The 16,633-nt window shown below is 46.3% G+C and carries 20 protein-coding genes; 11 read left to right on the forward strand and 9 right to left on the reverse strand.

Annotated features, from left to right (window positions below):
* Positions 1-506: 506 nt before the first annotated feature.
* From A1359_RS06175 to A1359_RS06195, 5 genes are all read left to right on the forward strand, one after another.
* A complete protein-coding gene (locus A1359_RS06175; RefSeq protein WP_066979597.1) occupies positions 507-725 on the forward strand; it encodes a hypothetical protein in 219 nt (72 codons plus the stop codon).
* Between the two features lie 98 nt (positions 726-823).
* The gene (locus A1359_RS06180; protein WP_066979601.1) at positions 824-1,126 is read left to right on the forward strand and encodes a BrnT family toxin; all 303 of its coding nucleotides are present in this window, start codon (positions 824-826) and stop codon (positions 1,124-1,126) included.
* Entirely contained in the window at positions 1,110-1,397 is a 288-nt protein-coding gene (locus tag A1359_RS06185; protein WP_232322134.1) for a BrnA antitoxin family protein, read from the forward strand. Before A1359_RS06180 ends, A1359_RS06185 begins: the two co-directional genes overlap by 17 nt.
* 504 nt (positions 1,398-1,901) lie before the next feature.
* Positions 1,902-2,162 (forward strand): type II toxin-antitoxin system ParD family antitoxin, encoded by a 261-nt coding sequence (locus tag A1359_RS06190; protein WP_066979610.1) that lies wholly within the window; start codon positions 1,902-1,904, stop codon positions 2,160-2,162.
* On the forward strand, positions 2,159-2,449 hold the full coding sequence (locus A1359_RS06195) for a type II toxin-antitoxin system RelE/ParE family toxin (protein WP_066979612.1): 291 nt from the start codon (positions 2,159-2,161) through the stop codon (positions 2,447-2,449). The genes A1359_RS06190 and A1359_RS06195 overlap by 4 nt, the downstream gene beginning before the upstream one ends.
* Before the next feature lie 389 nt (positions 2,450-2,838).
* Here A1359_RS06195 and A1359_RS06205 read toward each other — a convergent pair whose 3' ends face one another.
* A complete protein-coding gene (locus A1359_RS06205) occupies positions 2,839-3,360 on the reverse strand; it encodes a GNAT family N-acetyltransferase (RefSeq protein ID WP_066979618.1) in 522 nt (173 codons plus the stop codon).
* Complete coding sequence (locus A1359_RS06210) at positions 3,311-3,634, reverse strand: type II toxin-antitoxin system TacA family antitoxin (RefSeq protein WP_066979620.1); 324 nt, start codon at positions 3,632-3,634, stop codon at positions 3,311-3,313. Before A1359_RS06210 ends, A1359_RS06205 begins: the two co-directional genes overlap by 50 nt.
* A gap of 685 nt (positions 3,635-4,319) precedes the next feature.
* Here A1359_RS06210 and A1359_RS06220 point away from each other — a divergent pair.
* The 5 genes from A1359_RS06220 to A1359_RS06235 all read left to right on the forward strand — a co-directional run bounded on the left by A1359_RS06220 (position 4,320) and on the right by A1359_RS06235 (position 7,639).
* Positions 4,320-4,535: an addiction module protein gene (locus tag A1359_RS06220; RefSeq protein ID WP_066979629.1), complete on the forward strand. Its 216-nt coding sequence runs from the start codon at positions 4,320-4,322 to the stop codon at positions 4,533-4,535.
* Positions 4,532-4,657: a hypothetical protein gene (locus A1359_RS23430; protein WP_269747882.1), complete on the forward strand. Its 126-nt coding sequence runs from the start codon at positions 4,532-4,534 to the stop codon at positions 4,655-4,657. The genes A1359_RS06220 and A1359_RS23430 overlap by 4 nt, the downstream gene beginning before the upstream one ends.
* A gap of 194 nt (positions 4,658-4,851) precedes the next feature.
* Positions 4,852-5,034, forward strand: coding sequence for a type II toxin-antitoxin system RelE/ParE family toxin (locus tag A1359_RS21815; RefSeq protein ID WP_232322135.1), 183 nt, complete (start codon positions 4,852-4,854; stop codon positions 5,032-5,034).
* Between the two features lie 675 nt (positions 5,035-5,709).
* Positions 5,710-6,738, forward strand: coding sequence for a hypothetical protein (locus tag A1359_RS06230; RefSeq protein ID WP_157200489.1), 1,029 nt, complete (start codon positions 5,710-5,712; stop codon positions 6,736-6,738).
* 499 nt (positions 6,739-7,237) lie between these two features.
* Positions 7,238-7,639: a hypothetical protein gene (locus A1359_RS06235; protein ID WP_066979635.1), complete on the forward strand. Its 402-nt coding sequence runs from the start codon at positions 7,238-7,240 to the stop codon at positions 7,637-7,639.
* A 143-nt stretch (positions 7,640-7,782) separates the two neighbouring features.
* On the opposite strand, the gene glk is transcribed toward A1359_RS06235, so the two are convergent.
* The 7 genes from glk to A1359_RS06270 form a co-directional block, all read right to left on the reverse strand.
* Positions 7,783-8,772, reverse strand: a complete 990-nt coding sequence (glk, locus tag A1359_RS06240; protein ID WP_066979640.1) for a glucokinase — start codon at positions 8,770-8,772, stop codon at positions 7,783-7,785.
* A gap of 12 nt (positions 8,773-8,784) precedes the next feature.
* Positions 8,785-12,018, reverse strand: a complete 3,234-nt coding sequence (locus A1359_RS06245) for a glycoside hydrolase family 15 protein (RefSeq protein WP_066979664.1) — start codon at positions 12,016-12,018, stop codon at positions 8,785-8,787.
* Between the two features lie 41 nt (positions 12,019-12,059).
* Positions 12,060-12,626, reverse strand: a complete 567-nt coding sequence (gene dcd, locus A1359_RS06250; RefSeq protein ID WP_066979643.1) for a dCTP deaminase — start codon at positions 12,624-12,626, stop codon at positions 12,060-12,062.
* Between the two features lie 80 nt (positions 12,627-12,706).
* Positions 12,707-14,269, reverse strand: coding sequence for a bifunctional aminoglycoside phosphotransferase/ATP-binding protein (locus A1359_RS06255; protein WP_066979646.1), 1,563 nt, complete (start codon positions 14,267-14,269; stop codon positions 12,707-12,709).
* 14 nt (positions 14,270-14,283) lie between these two features.
* Positions 14,284-14,889 (reverse strand): HdeD family acid-resistance protein, encoded by a 606-nt coding sequence (locus tag A1359_RS06260; protein WP_066979649.1) that lies wholly within the window; start codon positions 14,887-14,889, stop codon positions 14,284-14,286.
* A 270-nt stretch (positions 14,890-15,159) separates the two neighbouring features.
* Positions 15,160-15,618 (reverse strand): molybdenum cofactor biosynthesis protein MoaE, encoded by a 459-nt coding sequence (locus tag A1359_RS06265; protein WP_066979654.1) that lies wholly within the window; start codon positions 15,616-15,618, stop codon positions 15,160-15,162.
* A 1-nt stretch (position 15,619) separates the two neighbouring features.
* Positions 15,620-15,853: a MoaD/ThiS family protein gene (locus A1359_RS06270; protein WP_066979657.1), complete on the reverse strand. Its 234-nt coding sequence runs from the start codon at positions 15,851-15,853 to the stop codon at positions 15,620-15,622.
* A 50-nt stretch (positions 15,854-15,903) separates the two neighbouring features.
* Between A1359_RS06270 and moaC the strand changes: the two genes are divergently transcribed.
* On the forward strand, positions 15,904-16,398 hold the full coding sequence (gene moaC, locus A1359_RS06275; RefSeq protein ID WP_066979660.1) for a cyclic pyranopterin monophosphate synthase MoaC: 495 nt from the start codon (positions 15,904-15,906) through the stop codon (positions 16,396-16,398).
* Positions 16,399-16,633 lie beyond the last annotated feature (235 nt).

The raw sequence follows: 16,633 nt of genomic DNA on the forward strand, positions 1-16,633 counted from the left end.
TAATGGCATTGATGCTTCGCGTGGGAACTCTGTCGGGGATGCTCCAGCGTCCCGAACCGCAGAGCGGTTCAGGGTGCATTCCCACGCGAAGCGTAGGAACTATGCGCATGAAACGTAAGCAACGGAGTTATAAACTCCGTCGCGCCGAGCGCGCCGAGTGGGTGCGGTGATATCTATTCCATGATGGGTGGCTATTTATGACATGCTTCCGATTACGCTTCACTAAGGATTAAGCGCGAAATATCTTCGAGATGTGTAGGTGCGAATTCATTCGCATAGTGCGGATAAATCCGCACCTACAAGAGCCCGCGTAGGTTCGATTAGCGCAGCATAATCGGACGCATGTCGAAGCTTACAGCAACTCATTAAGCCTGTGCGCCGTCAGAAAGCGTTTTACCTAAGCCGGACGGGTTTCTGTTCGTAACGTTTAGCGTCACCATATCCCGCTCCAGAATAAAACGTAAGCAACGGAGTTATAAACTCCGTCGCGCCGAGTTTTGCATGGTGTGGCGGGTGAATCGGCTGATATTGTTAAGCAGAACGAAGCTGGTTTGGTGTTTGAACCTGAAGATTCTGATGCGCTGTATCAATATTTGTTAAAACTTAAATCAGACACACAGCTGTATGCCACTTTAAAAACCAACGGCCTTGCTGCCGCGAAAAAATATGATCGCACCCATCTTGCCAATGAGTTTTTGGGTTTGTTATCGGACTTACCGCGATAGGGTGGTGGGGAGATAAAGGTGTCAGGGTCTTTTTATAATCTCAGCATATTATTTGCATCGCTTGCAGGCTTAAATAAACATATATACAATTATTTTTCATGGAAACAGAGTTAATCTGGGATGAAAACAAGCGACAAGCTAATCTGCAAAAGCATTGTTTAGATTTTGCCGATGCCAACGAAGTGCTGGAGTCGCGCTATCGTTTGGATATTGAGGTTATGCGAGATAATGAATTTCGAATCCAGTCTATTTCTTATGCCCTTGGTTTCTTGGCAGTTTTGACGGTGATTCATACCCAACGTGATCAGGCGACGCGTATTATCAGTTTTCGCCCTGCAAGTACAAGAGAACGGGAGGCTTACGGTGTCTGGCTCAAAAACGAATATGATGACACGCAATGAGGTGTTGGAGGCTATTCGGGCCATAAAGCCCGAAATGGATTATGTTTGGGATGGCAATGATGAGGATGACCGTCCGCTGACCGAAGATGAATTAAATAGAGGGATTAGCCTGGCTCGAAGTCGTGGTAGACCGGCTGGGTCGGATAAAACACAGATTGCCTTACGCTTGGATAATAGCGTGTTGGCGGCTTTCAAATCCACTGGGAAGGGTTGGCAAACCCGCATGAATGATGCTCTTAAAGAATGGCTGGAGCAGCATCCGGCTATTTGAACCTTTGAGCCCGTGATCGGGTCGGGGTGACGGGATTGCGCCCGTCACCTCTCCAACACCACCGGCAATGCGGTTTTCCGCAACGGGCGGTTGGATCCAACAGGTTAAGCCCGTGTAGGTACGATTAGCGCTAGCGTAATCGTACGCATGTGGTTGCTCCTAAGCCGGACGGGTTTTGTAAACCCGTTCGTAACGTTTAGCGTCACCATATCCCGCTACAGAATAAAACGTAAGCAACGGAGTTACAAACTCCATCGCGCAGAGGACAACTATAATCCCCGGATTCCGCAAGTTGCATCCGGGCTACGATGCTTTATGAATCCGAATGTTCTCCTAACGACGGCGAAATCCCTCTATCAGCCAGTTACAGTGAGAAAAGCACTGCCCGGCAACGCTGGCATTGAGCGCTGAATGTGATGGCTGAAAAGCTGAATGATCAGCAAACGGTTGACAGAAAAATCAATGGCGAGTCAAATAATAGTTAATAATTGTTAGGAGATAATCATGCCCACCAGCGTTGCACTCAGCCCTCATTTTGAAACGTTCATCCGTGACCAGATCGTCAGCGGTCGCTACAACAATACCAGTGAAGTAGTGCGTGCCGCCCTGCGATTAATGGAAGAACAGCAGGAGCGCCAAGCTTTACAGCTAGAAGCACTGAAAGCGGAAATCGCCGCTGGCAAGAACAGTGGCCCCGGAATACCTGTAGATACTGTTTTCGCACGGCTAGAGGCAAAATACCAGCAACAGGCTGATAGTCAGTGAACAAACTGATTATCACGCCACTTGCTGAACGAGACATCGAATCGATCGGTGATTACATTGCTAAAGACAATCCTAGACGCGCACTCAGTTTTGTCAGAGAGTTATTTGATCAGTGCAAAACTATCGCTGGAAATCCACTAAGCTACCGCCTACGCCCTGAACTGGATGAGGGTCTTCGTTCGTGCGCCTATGGTAACTACGTAATTTTCTTTAGTGCATCCAAGGAAGAAATCACGATCATACGCGTACTTCATGGTGCCCGTGATATTCCCGAGGAATTCTCCTGAAATGAACAAAAATGCAGTCTATGGTTCCCATGCTTCGCGTGGGAACTCTGCCGGGGATGCTCCAGCGTCCAGAACCGCAGAGCGGTTCAGTTTGTATTCCCACGCGAAGCGTCACTGCCATTAAGTTAAGGAAGAACAATCCCTTCTCCCTCCGGGAGAAGGTTAGGATGAGGGGATTAAATAAAGCTTTTTTGCCTTATTATAAATCTCCTCTCCCCAACCCTCTCCAGCAGGAGAGGGAGCTTTTTCTTAACTTAATGGCATTGACGCGAAGCGTAGGAACGATGCGCATGAAACGTAAGTAACTGAGTTACAAACTCCGTCGCGCCGAGTCGAATACATAGGCAGGCGGCATTCGTTTCGCCACCCCTAAACAGGCTAAACCGGAATCACCACATCGGCAAGTACAGCTTCAGCGACTGATCGTCACAAACCCTAAACCCGAAGCTTTGATAAAACCGCGAACTGGTTTCGTCCTTGGCATCTACAAATAAACCTGCACTGCCAACCGCTTGAGCGGCAGATTCTGCACGATTAACTGCGTCGGCCAGTAACAACCTACCCAATCCTTGGCCTTGCATGTCCGCCCTAATCGCTAATCGACCGAGACGAGTAACAGGTACTTGGCGCGGGTAGCGTTTTGCAGTTTCGGCTGGGAGCTCATCAATAAACACAAATGCCGAAGCCAGTGCATAAAAGCCCAAAATACTGGCTGAGCTAATATCACCATAGCCCAATGACCGATACACATCGACGATCTGTCCGCCTGCTGGGATGGCGACAAATGTTCGAGAAATACCTTTGGTTTGATGTTGCAGCGCTGTCTGTTTCAGCCAGATGTTGAGAGGCGCGACACCGCAATCAAACGCCTTTCGCTCGTGGTGTCCAGCCAATGGTTCCAGTTTGATCATTGCGTCGTGCCGCGTAGTCCTGAAGGGTGGCTAATAATTTTTCATTGGGTAATGGTGGATTATCAAGCGCTTTGAGTAGCGCTTCGGAATCGCGCATACTCAAATGAATCTCTCTTTCTTGTTCAATAATGCGCTCGGCTTCCCGCAGGGCTGTTTGCACGATGAATTGGTTAACGGTTGCCCCGACCATGCTGGCCGCCATTTCCAATGTTTCTTGAACTTTGAGAGGAACCCGTGCGGTGATTCGACCTCGATCAATGGATGCTGTTGACATAGCTCCCCCTGACTAAACTTAAAACGCCAGCGTAACATTGTGGTGATAATTTGTCACCATTAAAAACCACTCTCCTCAAGATAGCAATGGAGATAATTGGGGTCAGGGTCAAATTAAATGCCCTTGATTGGCAAGGATCAGTTCCGGATGGTACTTACTTAACGACTTAGTTACAGTAAAAACAGTTACTTAAAATTCAATGCTCAGCCGATCAACTCCAAAGATAGGGGTCACATCCCTTTTCTATGGTTCCCATGCTCCGCGTCAATGCCATTAAGTTAAGAAAAAGCTCCCTCTCCTGCTGGAGAGGGTTGGGGAGAGGAGATTTATAATAAGGCAAAAAAGCTTTATTTAATCCCCTCATCCTAACCTTCTCCCGGAGGGAGAAGGGATTGTTCTTCCTTAACTTAATGGCAGTGACGCGAAGCGTAGGAACGATGCGCATGAAACATAAGCAACGGAGTTACAAATTCCGTCGCGCCGAGCATCTTTGGGCTCAATGCCCTGCTATTTTATTTTGGTTTAAAAGCGCCAAATCAGCCCAGTGGGCAGGCTTTTTGTGCCCAAACGGATTTAAGCAATTACCTATAAACGGTGGGTAGAAAAAGCATAAGTAATAATGCCTGGCTTTCAATGCTGTTTCGGTCTAGTATCAATTTGGTGATTACAATACGAGAACAATCTAATGATCAACGCTGAACTGCGGCAGTTACCCGCAATCGAAAAACTCAAGCTTATCGAGGCTCTGTGGCACGATTTACTCGATAACGAAAATGATGTCCCTGCGTTAGCTTGGCATCAGAAAGAACTTCAGGTTACGGAAGCCGCTTATAACGCAGGAGATGTCGAAGCAGTCGATTGGCAGCAGGCCAAAAAGGCATTACGCGCTCGGTTCGAATGAAAATTCGGGTTTTACGTACTGCCATGGATGATTTGGCGGCCGGGCGCTTGTTTTACGATAAACAGCAAGAAGGCGTAGGCGATTATTTTTTGATAGTCTGTTTGCCGAAATCGATTCATTAGCTTTGTATGCCGGGGTTCACAGCATGCATTTTGGATTCCATAGACTTTTAGCCAAGCGCTTTCCCTACGCCATTTATTACAAAGTGATTGACGATCAAGCCGTTGTGTTTCGTATTCTTGATTGTAGGCGGAGTCCAAAGCGGCTTCAGAAAGAGATGGATCGTTAATCCTAGATAAATCAGGACCGTAGGATGATGAGACACGATCCGCACTTGTGCCCCAGAGGGTACAGACAGCTTCGCATCAATCGTCATGTAGTTTTTTATCGAGTCACAGTAACCAAAATTCACATTGTACGGATACTTCATGACAGCATGAACTCCGTCGAGCCGAATGGGTGCGGTGATATCTATTCTATTATGGGTGGCAATTTATGACATGCGTCCGATTATGCTTCACTAAGGATTAAGCGCGAAATAACTTCGAGATGTGTAGGTGCGAATTCATTCGCATAGTGCGGATAAATCCGCACCTACAAGAGTAATCAGTCTAAGTTTATCGAAGCCCGCATCTGTTTAAGTGTCATCGTAATCATTTTCAAGCCAGTCATGATAAGCCTCTCTTTCAGTGCACTTGCTTAAGTCGCCATCCATGTTAATGGTGTAATACACTGACGCCATTACGTTCTATAATCTAAACATGGTTGGCTAAGGAATACGCATGAAACAAGTTTGCCAGCTGTGGGTGCGAATTTATTCGCACTGTGCGGATAAATCCGCACCTACACAGGATTCTTGCATATGATATTCCATGCATATTCCTAAGTTACTGTCTCAACCCTATATTCCAAAGGCATCGCTTCAGCTTGCGTTCCCACGTGAAGCGTCAATGCCATTAAGTTAAGAAAAAGCTCCCTCTCCTGCTGGAGAGGGTTGGGGAGAGGAGATTTATAATAAGGCAAAAAAGCTTTATTTAATCCCCTCATCCTAACCTTCTCCCGGAGGGAGAAGGGATTGTTCTTCCTTAACTTAATGGCAGTGACGTGAAGCGTAGGAACGATGCCAACTATGACGTTTACTCAATTTAAACCTGACTTTATGCCCATCTCAAACATGAATCCAATTAATACGATCGACGAGGTTTATCGGGTTGCTGCTCGGCCGGTGGCGCAGTTGCACAGCCTGGTGACTGAGTTACAACACTGGTATCAGGCATTTTCCAGCCATAATTATCTGCAACCTTGCGTTATTGAAGGCCAGGCCGCTTTGGTTTGCAAAATGCATTTAGGCACCACAGCACCGCAGGCTTTTCGGGCCTTAAAAGCCATTTGCGATCAATACGGTATTTTTTTAAAACAAGATAGCCGTGCGGAGATTAACCCATCACCCATCGCCCAAAATCGTCGCCAGCTGGCGGTAGTACTAACGTTTTGTTTAACCATGGCGTCGGCGGTTCAGGCTACCAATGTTAACCATGATGCAATTACTGCAGCAGCATCTGTTGCGAATCAGCCTGTTTCGCTAGTGATTAATAAGCAATCGCTTGCCGATGTCACCCTCAAGATTTCCAGGGAAACCGGTATAGGCTTTAAATTTAATGCTGCCGTCGAACACGATCTGATTAACATTAAGCTGCATGCGCAAAACTGGAAAGGCGCATTAGGCCAGTTGCTGGATAACTATAATTATTCGACCATTCAAGAAGGCAATACCATCAAGACTGTGTTTATCACTGGTTATAAGGGCGGTGTAAAACCCACTACCCAGCAGGATGTCAAGCTTGCCGAGGATCAACCGGCGAGTTTTTTGGAAACCCCAGCAATGGTAGACATCACCCTCCCAACTGATGAACTGACCAACCTGGCGGAAGGCGGCGAAATGCTGGTCGATTTGCCGGTGGGTACATTTACTGTCAAACAGGAAAGCATGGTGGCTTTGGAAGACGGCACGTTAAGCTGGGTGGGAACCATGGATGATGAAAATCAGTTTTACAGATTTTATCTTGCCAGCACCCAGGATGGTGAAGTAATTGGTAATGTGTTTACACCCGATGGTGCTTATAACATCGAAACCATTGATGGTCAGACTGTCATGGTCGAGGTTAACCCAGTCGGCATGCAGGCTTCGGCTATGCCTGAATGAAACGTTGCAATATGGCAACTATTTAGGCCTGCATAGCAGGTATATTTTCAAATGCCTGTTTCAATTTCTGGCTATATATACTTGCCCTGCTCTAGCAAAATAAACAGCAATCCCCCTCAAATAATATTGTAATTTTTTACCACATTATTAAAGCGGTAATTTTTATTTCATTAGAATTTGCGGCTAATCCAAAAAATTATTTCTTCTCAGTTATTCCGATAAAACGAAAGCAATCACTCACACCCCATTAGCGATCTCATCATCTTTTTTTCAAAAATTATAAGGCATTGATTTTGTTAAAATAACACGCATTACTTAAGGTTTAATTATTGAATTTATGATATTAAGCTTAACTTGAAATATCACCGAATAGTTACAAAAATAATTTTCTTTAACCCGAGTTTTTAAAGCTGAATGTGGTACGATGAAATGGCTATACAATAGTAGGGTGTTCAGGCTTGAACACTAAAATAATCATATACACGAGGAAAAATCTATCATGGGTTTATTAAAAAAAGTATCTTTAGCTTTGTTCGTTAGTGTTGCAATGCTTGCAACTGCATCAACTGCCATGGCAAAACCAGCGGGTAAAATTGAAAATGCTACCCCTGCTGAAACTGCTATCGCCATTGATGAGACGCTTGCACAGTCAAAACTAACCTTAGCTGCGATTACTGACGGCACTGATAAAGAAACTGTTATGGAAATGTTCAAAACAACCAAACAGCTGGCTAAAAAAATTGAAAGCACTGTAACTTATATGCTGCGTGAAAAATCACTGGGCAAATTATCAAAAGCTCGCACAGCTTATAATCATGGCGATCTTAAAGAAGCTGAAGCTCAAATGATTGAAGCAAATGAGTCATTTGAACTGCTTAGCAAAACATACAACAACTTCTAAGCTTGGTTGATTCTAGTCACTTGGGTTAGTTTAAAAATTAAAACCAGGTGTATTGCTTAGATTGAGTTCGGGGAGCGGCCAACATTGGTTACTCCCCAGACTTCATCATTCCTCTCTGCCGCAAATCAGCTGCTACAAACTCGTTATTCCGCATCGAAATAATGCATAGCCCCCAGCAACGGCGTTCTGGCATTTAAAGCTAATTTAACAGACACCTTTCCCAAAATCGCTTGAAAGCGGCCTTTTTCTGTAAAAGCCTGCATAAAGCCACCTGATTCCAGGGCAGATCGAATTTTCGGCCCGATGCCTCCACCTATGAACACCCCGCCCATGGCAAACGACTTCATCACCAGATTACCGGCTTCCGCACCATAGATTTCCACAAACAGCCTGACCACTTCACTACATAAAGCATCTTCACCATTAATCCCTAAGCGCGAGATAATCGCATTGCGGTCGACATTGCCTTGCTTTGCATTCTGCGCATTCGGCACCGCCGGACAAGCTGCAGCAAACTGACTATCCAGCAAAAAATCGTACAGATTGCTGAAGCCTATACCCGATAAAACCCGCTCATAACTGACATGTTGAGAATACCGGCCACGCAAAAATTCCAGTAACCGGTCTTGTTGCTGATTTTGTGGTGCAAACGAACAGTGACCACCTTCTGTGGCAATCGGGTGATGCTGCCGACCATCCCAATATAAAATGGCTTCACCCAAGCCGGTGCCTGCTGCGATGACGGCAATATTGCCAACATAAGGCTCGGCATTCGGATTCAGCTCGATAAATTCCTCTGCCTGTAAATGCAACATACCAACAGCCATAGCCTCCAGATCGTTGAGCAATTTAACTTGCTGAGTACCAAGTTTGGCCTTTAGCAGATCACCTTCTATGGTCCATTTTAGATTGGTGGCATAACAATGCTGATTGACGACTGGACCGGCTATACCAAAACAAGCCGATGCGATTTGGACATTTTTGGGCAAGAACAACTCTAAGATTGCATCAAAACTGTCATATTCGCCGCTGGCATATGTTTGCTCCTGCACAGTTCTTAACACTCCCTCGGTATCATGCTGCAGGAGCGCTAAAACCGTTTTAGTACCGCCAATGTCACCAGCAAGAATCATGATCGCCCCCGATTAAGATTGTTTAAGATTAAGCAAATGCACCAGCGCATCCAGTATGCCGTTTGCCACCACATGCGGCGGCAATTGATAAAACGCCTGCCAAGCCAAGGAAACACATTCTTCGTAATCATCGCGGTATTCTGGATGGACTTTAAGCCAGCATAAACGTACAGCATGACCGATCAGGATATCTGTCACCAAGGTATCTTCGATGTATAGATCAGGATTATTACGCACGATGGAAGCCAAGGCGCGCAAAGCTTCTACACATAATTGCCGGTAAACCGGCGCCTGAATTTTGTTCAAAATATGATTAATGTGCAGCCTGAAACTTTGCTCACCAGCCGTCATTTGCGCCAGCATGCTTTCACTGTCGATGCGGCGCTTGCTATTGTATTTTTCGCCGACGATCAGGCCTTTGCAGTGATGCAACACATCCCACATCCCACTGAAAAATGCTTCGTTCTCACGCCCGAAGCTGCCTTGTTGTTCGCGCCAGGCATACCAGTCGTCGGCTCCGCCGAAATGCTTTGGATCCATGCTGTCTGGAAAACGCGCCATCCCCAGATCCTGATGCTCACCTTGATGATGTAAAATTTCGACCAAACCCAATTGGGTTTCGCTATTACTATAATCTTCCAGGGTTTCTTGCACCAATTGCGACAATTGATACGGTGGTAACGTCAAAATATCGTTAAACGCCGCATCGAACGACGTACTGGACAAGCGTTTTTGGCGCACAATAATCAGCAATAAAATATGTCCGACCCGAATAGTATGCATGTCGGCAAACAATTCCGGATTCAGTTTGATCAACATCCCCAAGTAAATGATCAATTCCTGAATGATGATTTGCTGGCTGTTGTCATTCGGGTTGAAAATGCGGATGGTTTCCAAAATCTGCCAGGAGTCCGTGGGTCGGCGTAAAGTGGCTTTGCCGCTATACGCGCGGCCTACGGTCAAACCGTGCTGACGTACCAGAATTTCAGTCGCACCTTGTTCTAAATTAATGTCGTACTTACCCAGTAAGCCTGCACAACGGCGCACAATTTGCCAAACATGCAAATCCCCGGCACGCAGATAGACCTCTTCCAACAAATCGCATACGCGACCGATTTGGCCTGCATCATTGCGCAAGCCGGTATCAAAATCTAAACCTTGTCGCTGCGCGAGTATCGTCAAGGCTTCTAATTGGGCAAATAAGTTAGGGTTAGTTTGTATCTCGACAATCAGCAATTCATCGCTGCCGACTTCCCATTCTATCAACTGATAACTATCGATCGCCTGTAGTGAGATATCGCTTTTTGGTAACAGACTGGCAAACGGTCTTTCAGGTTCTAGCCAATTAGCTTGTGAGAATTTAAAGTCATACAAATTGCCGATCTTTTCTTTACAAGCACTGTCCAAAAAGTCCACTAATAAACCTAAGCGTACCGGGACGCTCAAGTCTCCAGCTTGTAATTGCTGCAAAAACTGCAGCAACTCCTGCCCGTCTTGCCCATCCAGCATATTTTGTTTAACGTTGATAACCACCAACGGTTGACCTTCTTTATCCCAATGCCGAGCTATATAAACCAGCTCCAGCCGTAAACGCTGAATTAATAACTGGTTATCCATGGCAATATAAAAGCCCTTTTGATCCATGAATTGGGGGAAAAACAATAACGGTTCGCCGGCTAATACAAAAAATTTAGATGTCGCCAAAGAGCGTAGTTGTCGTGATGGACGTCCGCTCAAGCCAATACGGTCGTTGCGTCCGACTTGCGTATAGGCGGCCACCAATTCACTGGCTTCTCGCACCTGAATCGGTGCAATTTCGGCGCGCAGCTGACTCGCTATACCGGCTTTACTCAGGTTATCTTTGACATTTTCATCATCGGCCAACAGTGCAATCTGCACGGTAGCCGCAGGATTCAGTTTGCTGGTGCTATAGCGCTGCAAAGGATCGACATCCTCCAGGTCGATGAAACCATCCTGTAACAAGCAGCCTAAAATAAACAGACTTTGCGCCCAAACCAAAGGGACATTTTCGTTGGCAATCCGATCTTGGCTGTGAGGATGGGCTTTTTCTGCTTCTATACGATCGGCCGGAACCCTGTAAAGCTCGGGCAGCAATAATTGACCATTTTCTTCGACTCTTAGTGCTTCCAATTTTTGTCGATAATCCCTGGCACCGCTAATATCGCCGCTGAATAAACTGTTCAGTAACAAATAACAGAAAAACAACGGCCATTCACACTCGATGTCGGCAAACTGTTTTAACTCATGCGGCTCATAATGTAATCGCTGATGGTCTTCCGATTCGGTTTGATGACCATCCAGTAAAAAGCGTTTGCAACCATAACGGCCCTGCAATTTTTCCACGATCCGTGCTTGAGTAGTTTGGCGTAGCTCAGCATTATCAACCGCAAAAGCCGGAAAACCGGTCACACTGAGTACCGCCGCATCAACTTCCTTGGAAATGGACTCGCGAGGCAATAATGATTCCAGGGTAATTCGGGTACGCGCGATATCGTCACTAACGACGTGAATAATAGAACTTTGACCGCCTTCTTTGCCAAACAAATTAAAATTGGCCATCGCCTCCAAAGCCGCTTTCGCCATGCCAATGGAACTGGCATTAAGTTCGGCTTGGCCGTGGTTCATTTTATTACCGCGCTCCCAGATGCCGTAATCCGGAGTGCGATAGGCACGGCTGATGTAATGCACCAGGTTTTGCACGAAATTGACTTCGTTGATGGTAAACACGATACGCAAACCGGAAGCCGTCATTTGCGCCAGCATCAGTAAAAACAAGGAGGTGGCATCCAGTTGCAGATGTCCCCATTCATGATCACCGACCACTACCGAGCCGGAATGAGTATCGTACTTGGCGTGCAGGGCATCCATAGGATCCTGACTATGCTTGAACTTTTCAACCTTTTCGGCCTGCCGCATCATGGATGTCAACAATCCACGCATCAACTTGACGACGCTTTGCTCCAACTCGTAAGTTCTATCGGTACGCTGGCCAGTTTTCCGATAGGCCATCGCCAAACCCCACGCCGCCAGTATGCTATATACGTTATCCCTTACCCAGGCGTCGGTATAATTGCCGTGCGTAGTAACCGCCGTACTGGCCGGTAACAGGCCGCTGACCCAATCCTGACGCTGGAGAATGATATCCTGTACTTGGCGATAATAATCCTCCAGCTCATCAGTTGCCGAATGGGGTTGATTACTCGAAGGTTCCGCTGATATCGGCATATTTTGACTGAAGAATTGTTTAAACATAGCTAAAGAATGCCTCATGCTTTAGGTAAAGTAACACCCACCTGTCCTTGATATTTTCCGCCTCTATCCTTATAAGACGTTTCGCAGACTTCATCACCACCAAAAAACAACATCTGCGCCACACCTTCGTTAGCATAGATTTTTGCCGGTAACGGCGTGGTGTTGGAAAACTCTAAAGTCACATGGCCTTCCCATTCCGGCTCCAGCGGCGTCACGTTGACGATAATGCCGCAGCGGGCATAGGTCGATTTGCCCAGACAAATCACCAACACATCACGCGGAATGCGGAAAAACTCCACTGTGCGCGCCAAAGCAAACGAATTGGGCGGAATAATGCAAACATCGGATTTCACATCCACAAAACTGCCTTCATCAAAATCTTTGGGATCGACGATGGTGGAATTGATATTGGTGAATATTTTAAATTCGTTGGAGCAGCGCACGTCGTAGCCGTAACTGGATGTGCCATAAGAAATAATGCGTCCTTGTTCTGATTCACGAACCTGTCCGGCTTGAAACGGTTCTATCATGCCGTGCTGTTGGGCCATACGGCGGATCCAATTGTCTGATTTTATGCTCATGGGTCTTGTTGCAATTTAAGATGAAAACAGACTGTCAAAATAGCATATTGGCGAGGAAAAATTCAGCCTTAATCGATGTTTCAGCGCAGTAAAACCCTATCAAGACTATCCCAAACGGATTGTTGTTTGATTACATCCTGAACAGAACCGTTATTTACCAGTTCTACTGCATATTCGCGCTCTGAGGCGGATAGCACTTCATAAGCCGATTTTAGTTTATCCAGCACCGCCACATCCGCTTCCGATGCATCGTTTTGCCGCTGATTCAGGCGTTGCCGCTGTAACGTGTCCTCAGTGCTAATCGCCAAGATTGCAAACGGTATCGATAGCTGTTCGGCCAGATGTTTAAACATTTCTCGCTCTGGCTGCTTTAAAAATGCTGCGTCCACAATCACGGAAAAACCGCATTGCAAAATATCCTTAGCCAGCGTTAATAACTGTTGATAGACGCGCCGGGTAGTTTCTGGGCTATACATGTCGCTACCTACAGCCGAATTACTACGTTCGTGAGCCTGCAAACCAAATAGTCGTTTGCGCTCGACATCTGATCGTATGCGAATTAGCGGGTATTTCTGCAAAACCAACTGGGACAACATGGTTTTGCCGCAACCCGGCAAGCCGAAAGTAATTACTAATCCGGGCTGTTGGTCGGTGTAAAACTGTTCGGCCAACCCCAGATAACTTTGACACAAGCCCAAGCCAAACTCTGCTCCCATTTGCCCGGCACGAATGGCACTGACTTTAGCCATCACCATGGCCCGATAGCCTAAATAAAACTTAAGCACCGCCAAACCGGCATAATCACCGCTCGCTTGCAAATAGCCGTCTAAAAAAGCATAAGCCAGATCTGGCCGTTCGCGTTGCTGTAAATCCATCAGCAAAAAAGCGATATCGTTCATGACATCTATCCAGCGCAAGGCTGGATTAAATTCAATCCCATCAAACGGCATCGGCTGCTTATCGATTAAAACGATATTACCTAAATGCAAATCGCCATGACATTCACGCACTTTGCCGGTTTGCAGACGTTGGGTAAATAACGCCAAACAGCGGCTAAATTCTAATTCGCTGGCAGCCTGTAAACCAGTCAGTTGCTGCGCATAACCTGCATTTAACAACTGCGATAATTGCTGAAAATTTTGCCGTGCCGGCAAGCCAATGGCTTCGGTATCGCCGAAACCGGAATTGATGGCGGCTGGGGGTAGATCGGCATGAAACTGGACCAAGGTTTGAGCCAGGCTTTGAAAATGCTGGACGCTCAATTTATCCTGCAGTAATAGATGATCCAGCAATTGGTCTTCAGCAAACCGTCGCATTTTGACCGCATACTCAAAAGCCGGTTCTGCACCTAATATCGGCTTTTCCGCACTACCACCAATGCCGACCACGTCCAGATAAAACGCAGCCGCCAAACGACGATTCAAGCGCAGCTCTTCATGACAAAAGAACTGTCGCTGGGATAGTTCAGAAAAATCCAGAAAACCAAAATCTACCGGTTTTTTGATTTTGTAGACAAAATCACCTGCCAGCAATAGCCAGGAAATATGCGTTTCTATCTTTTCAACCGTCTCCACTGGATGCGGATAACAGGCTGGATTGAGTAAAGAGTCGATTAAGACCTCGTCAAGCTCGCGACTTAACATACTGTTTTACAGTTTCAATTAGCAGAAGTGTTTTGGATATTTATTTTATGCTGCGCTTTCAACCAAAGCCCAAACCGGATTAAAGCCCAACCGCGGGTCATGATATCCACGCTCAAACAAAAGCAAATAAACCACATAGTGGATAACAACCATTCTTGCCATAACAAAACACCCATTACAACCGATAGCCCGCCACCCAAGGTTGCAATGCCGGAATTCGAAAAACGCACGGCATTAGCGGCAACTATGCGGAATACGCCTTTAATAATCAGGTAGGCAGCTACCAGTAAAATCAATTTATCCGCAGATTTATTTAGTTCATTAAGCAAAATCATGCCTACCGTCACATCTAAAACCGCAATCTGTAAATTGATAAAAAACTCATTGGAGTGCCGCCAGATATAAGAATCCAGACAAGCAAACAAGCCGGCAATCAAAATGACGAACGCCACCATAGGCAACCAGGAACTGCTTTGGGACATGATGCGGACGTTGGGCTCAACCAGGGTTAAAATGGTTAAAATCAATCCTGTTGTAGCCAGTACTAGTCCACGGATAAGCAATGAATTACGTTGAAATAAAAAATCATCGTATTTGGTAGAAGTATCGTTTTGATCCACTGTTTGCCCCCTAAAATAACGCTGTTTAACAAGTTCATATTACTTATGTATATTCAACTAGTTACCTAAAGTCAAATCTGATAAGGCAAAACCGCGCGCCAAAAACCCCAGTCAGTTAACGATTTACCGCCGGATAAAGACCGCTAAAACAACGGCATTGGCTAAGCTTTAGCCAATGGGATTGGGTATGATCAGACCGATAAGCTGCGGCTAACTTTATCAGCAAGGCGGATATAGGATAAGACTATAAAAGTGTTTCGTACTGTCTGATTAACGGCTCTCTTGCTGATAACCCGTGGTATTTTTTTCTACCCAGCGATGCTGACCGGAAACCAATGTTTCTTTTTTCCAGAACGGGGCCCGGCTTTTCAATTGCTCCATGATATATCGGCTGGCATCAAAGGCATCACCCCGATGCGCAGACCATACCGCCACCAGCACCAACACATCTGGCGGATTAACCTCGCCTATTCTATGTATCACCAAGCTGTCCAACAACGACCATTGCAATTGCGCTTGTTCGACAATCTGCTGCAATTGTTTCTCGGTCATACCTGGATAATGTTCCAGATACATACTTGTCACATCATCGCCTTGATTAAAATCGCGCATGCTGCCAACAAACACCCCGGTAGCGCCATATTTGCCGGCCAAATGCGTCAAACTGGCTTGATACTGTTCTATTTCTTGCCAGGGATTAAACACCTGTTCGCAAAGCTTGATCTGCATCTTAGCCTCCAGTGACCGGTGGAAAAAAGGCCAGCTCATCGCCGTCCTCAACCATGGCATCATGTTTGACATAATTCATATTCACGGCGATCAATAGGGTCTCGGGCATAGCCAACTCGGGGTTGAGTTGTTGCCAGACGGCTTGCACCGGCATTGGAAATGTTGTGTGACATTCATCTTCACCGCGGCCAACGCTTTCTTTCAAGCTGGCAAAATAACGCACTTTTATCGACATATAGGTTTACCCAAGAATACAATGGATTTTTTTCATCATTAGCCCTAGTCATGTCCCAATCAAACCTGAGCCATTTCAATAACGCCGGCGAAGCCCACATGGTGGACGTTGGCGACAAAGCCATCACCCAGCGCACGGCGATTTGTGAAGGGGCGATTGAAATGCTGCCAAACACATTGGCGTTGATTATGGCAGGCAATCATAAAAAAGGCGATGTATTAGGCATTGCCCGGATTGCCGGCATCATGGCCAGCAAAAAAACCGCTGATTTGATTCCGCTCTGCCATCCACTACCGCTGACGCATGTCGAAATTCAATTGCAGCCGCAAGTGGACTCCTGCCGAGTGCACTGCCTAACCACTGTCAAAACCAACGGCCAAACCGGAGTGGAAATGGAAGCATTGATGGCCACGCAAATTGCTTTGCTGACGATTTATGACATGTGCAAAGCTGTGGACCGCGGCATGGTGATTCAAGGTTTACGACTGCTGGAAAAAAGCGGCGGCAAATCCGGCCATTGGCAGCATGTCGAGGGTCAGAATTAGCTGTTAGCCCACGTAGCCTCGATTAGCGGTAGCGTCCCCGTCTGAGTTCCCACGTAAAACATGGGAGCCATAAGCGGCAATTAATTTTGGCGCAAACCTTAGCCGTCATCTGTAGGTGCGAATTCATTCGCACTGTGCGGATAAATCCGCACCTACAGAGGGTTCTTTTGTATCGTTCCTACGCTTCGCGTCAATGCCATTAAGTTAAAAAAAGCTCCCTCTCCTGCTGGAGAGG

It is taken from the genome of Methylomonas lenta, from assembly GCF_001644015.1.
Classification (GTDB): Bacteria; Pseudomonadota; Gammaproteobacteria; order Methylococcales; family Methylomonadaceae; genus Methylomonas; species Methylomonas lenta.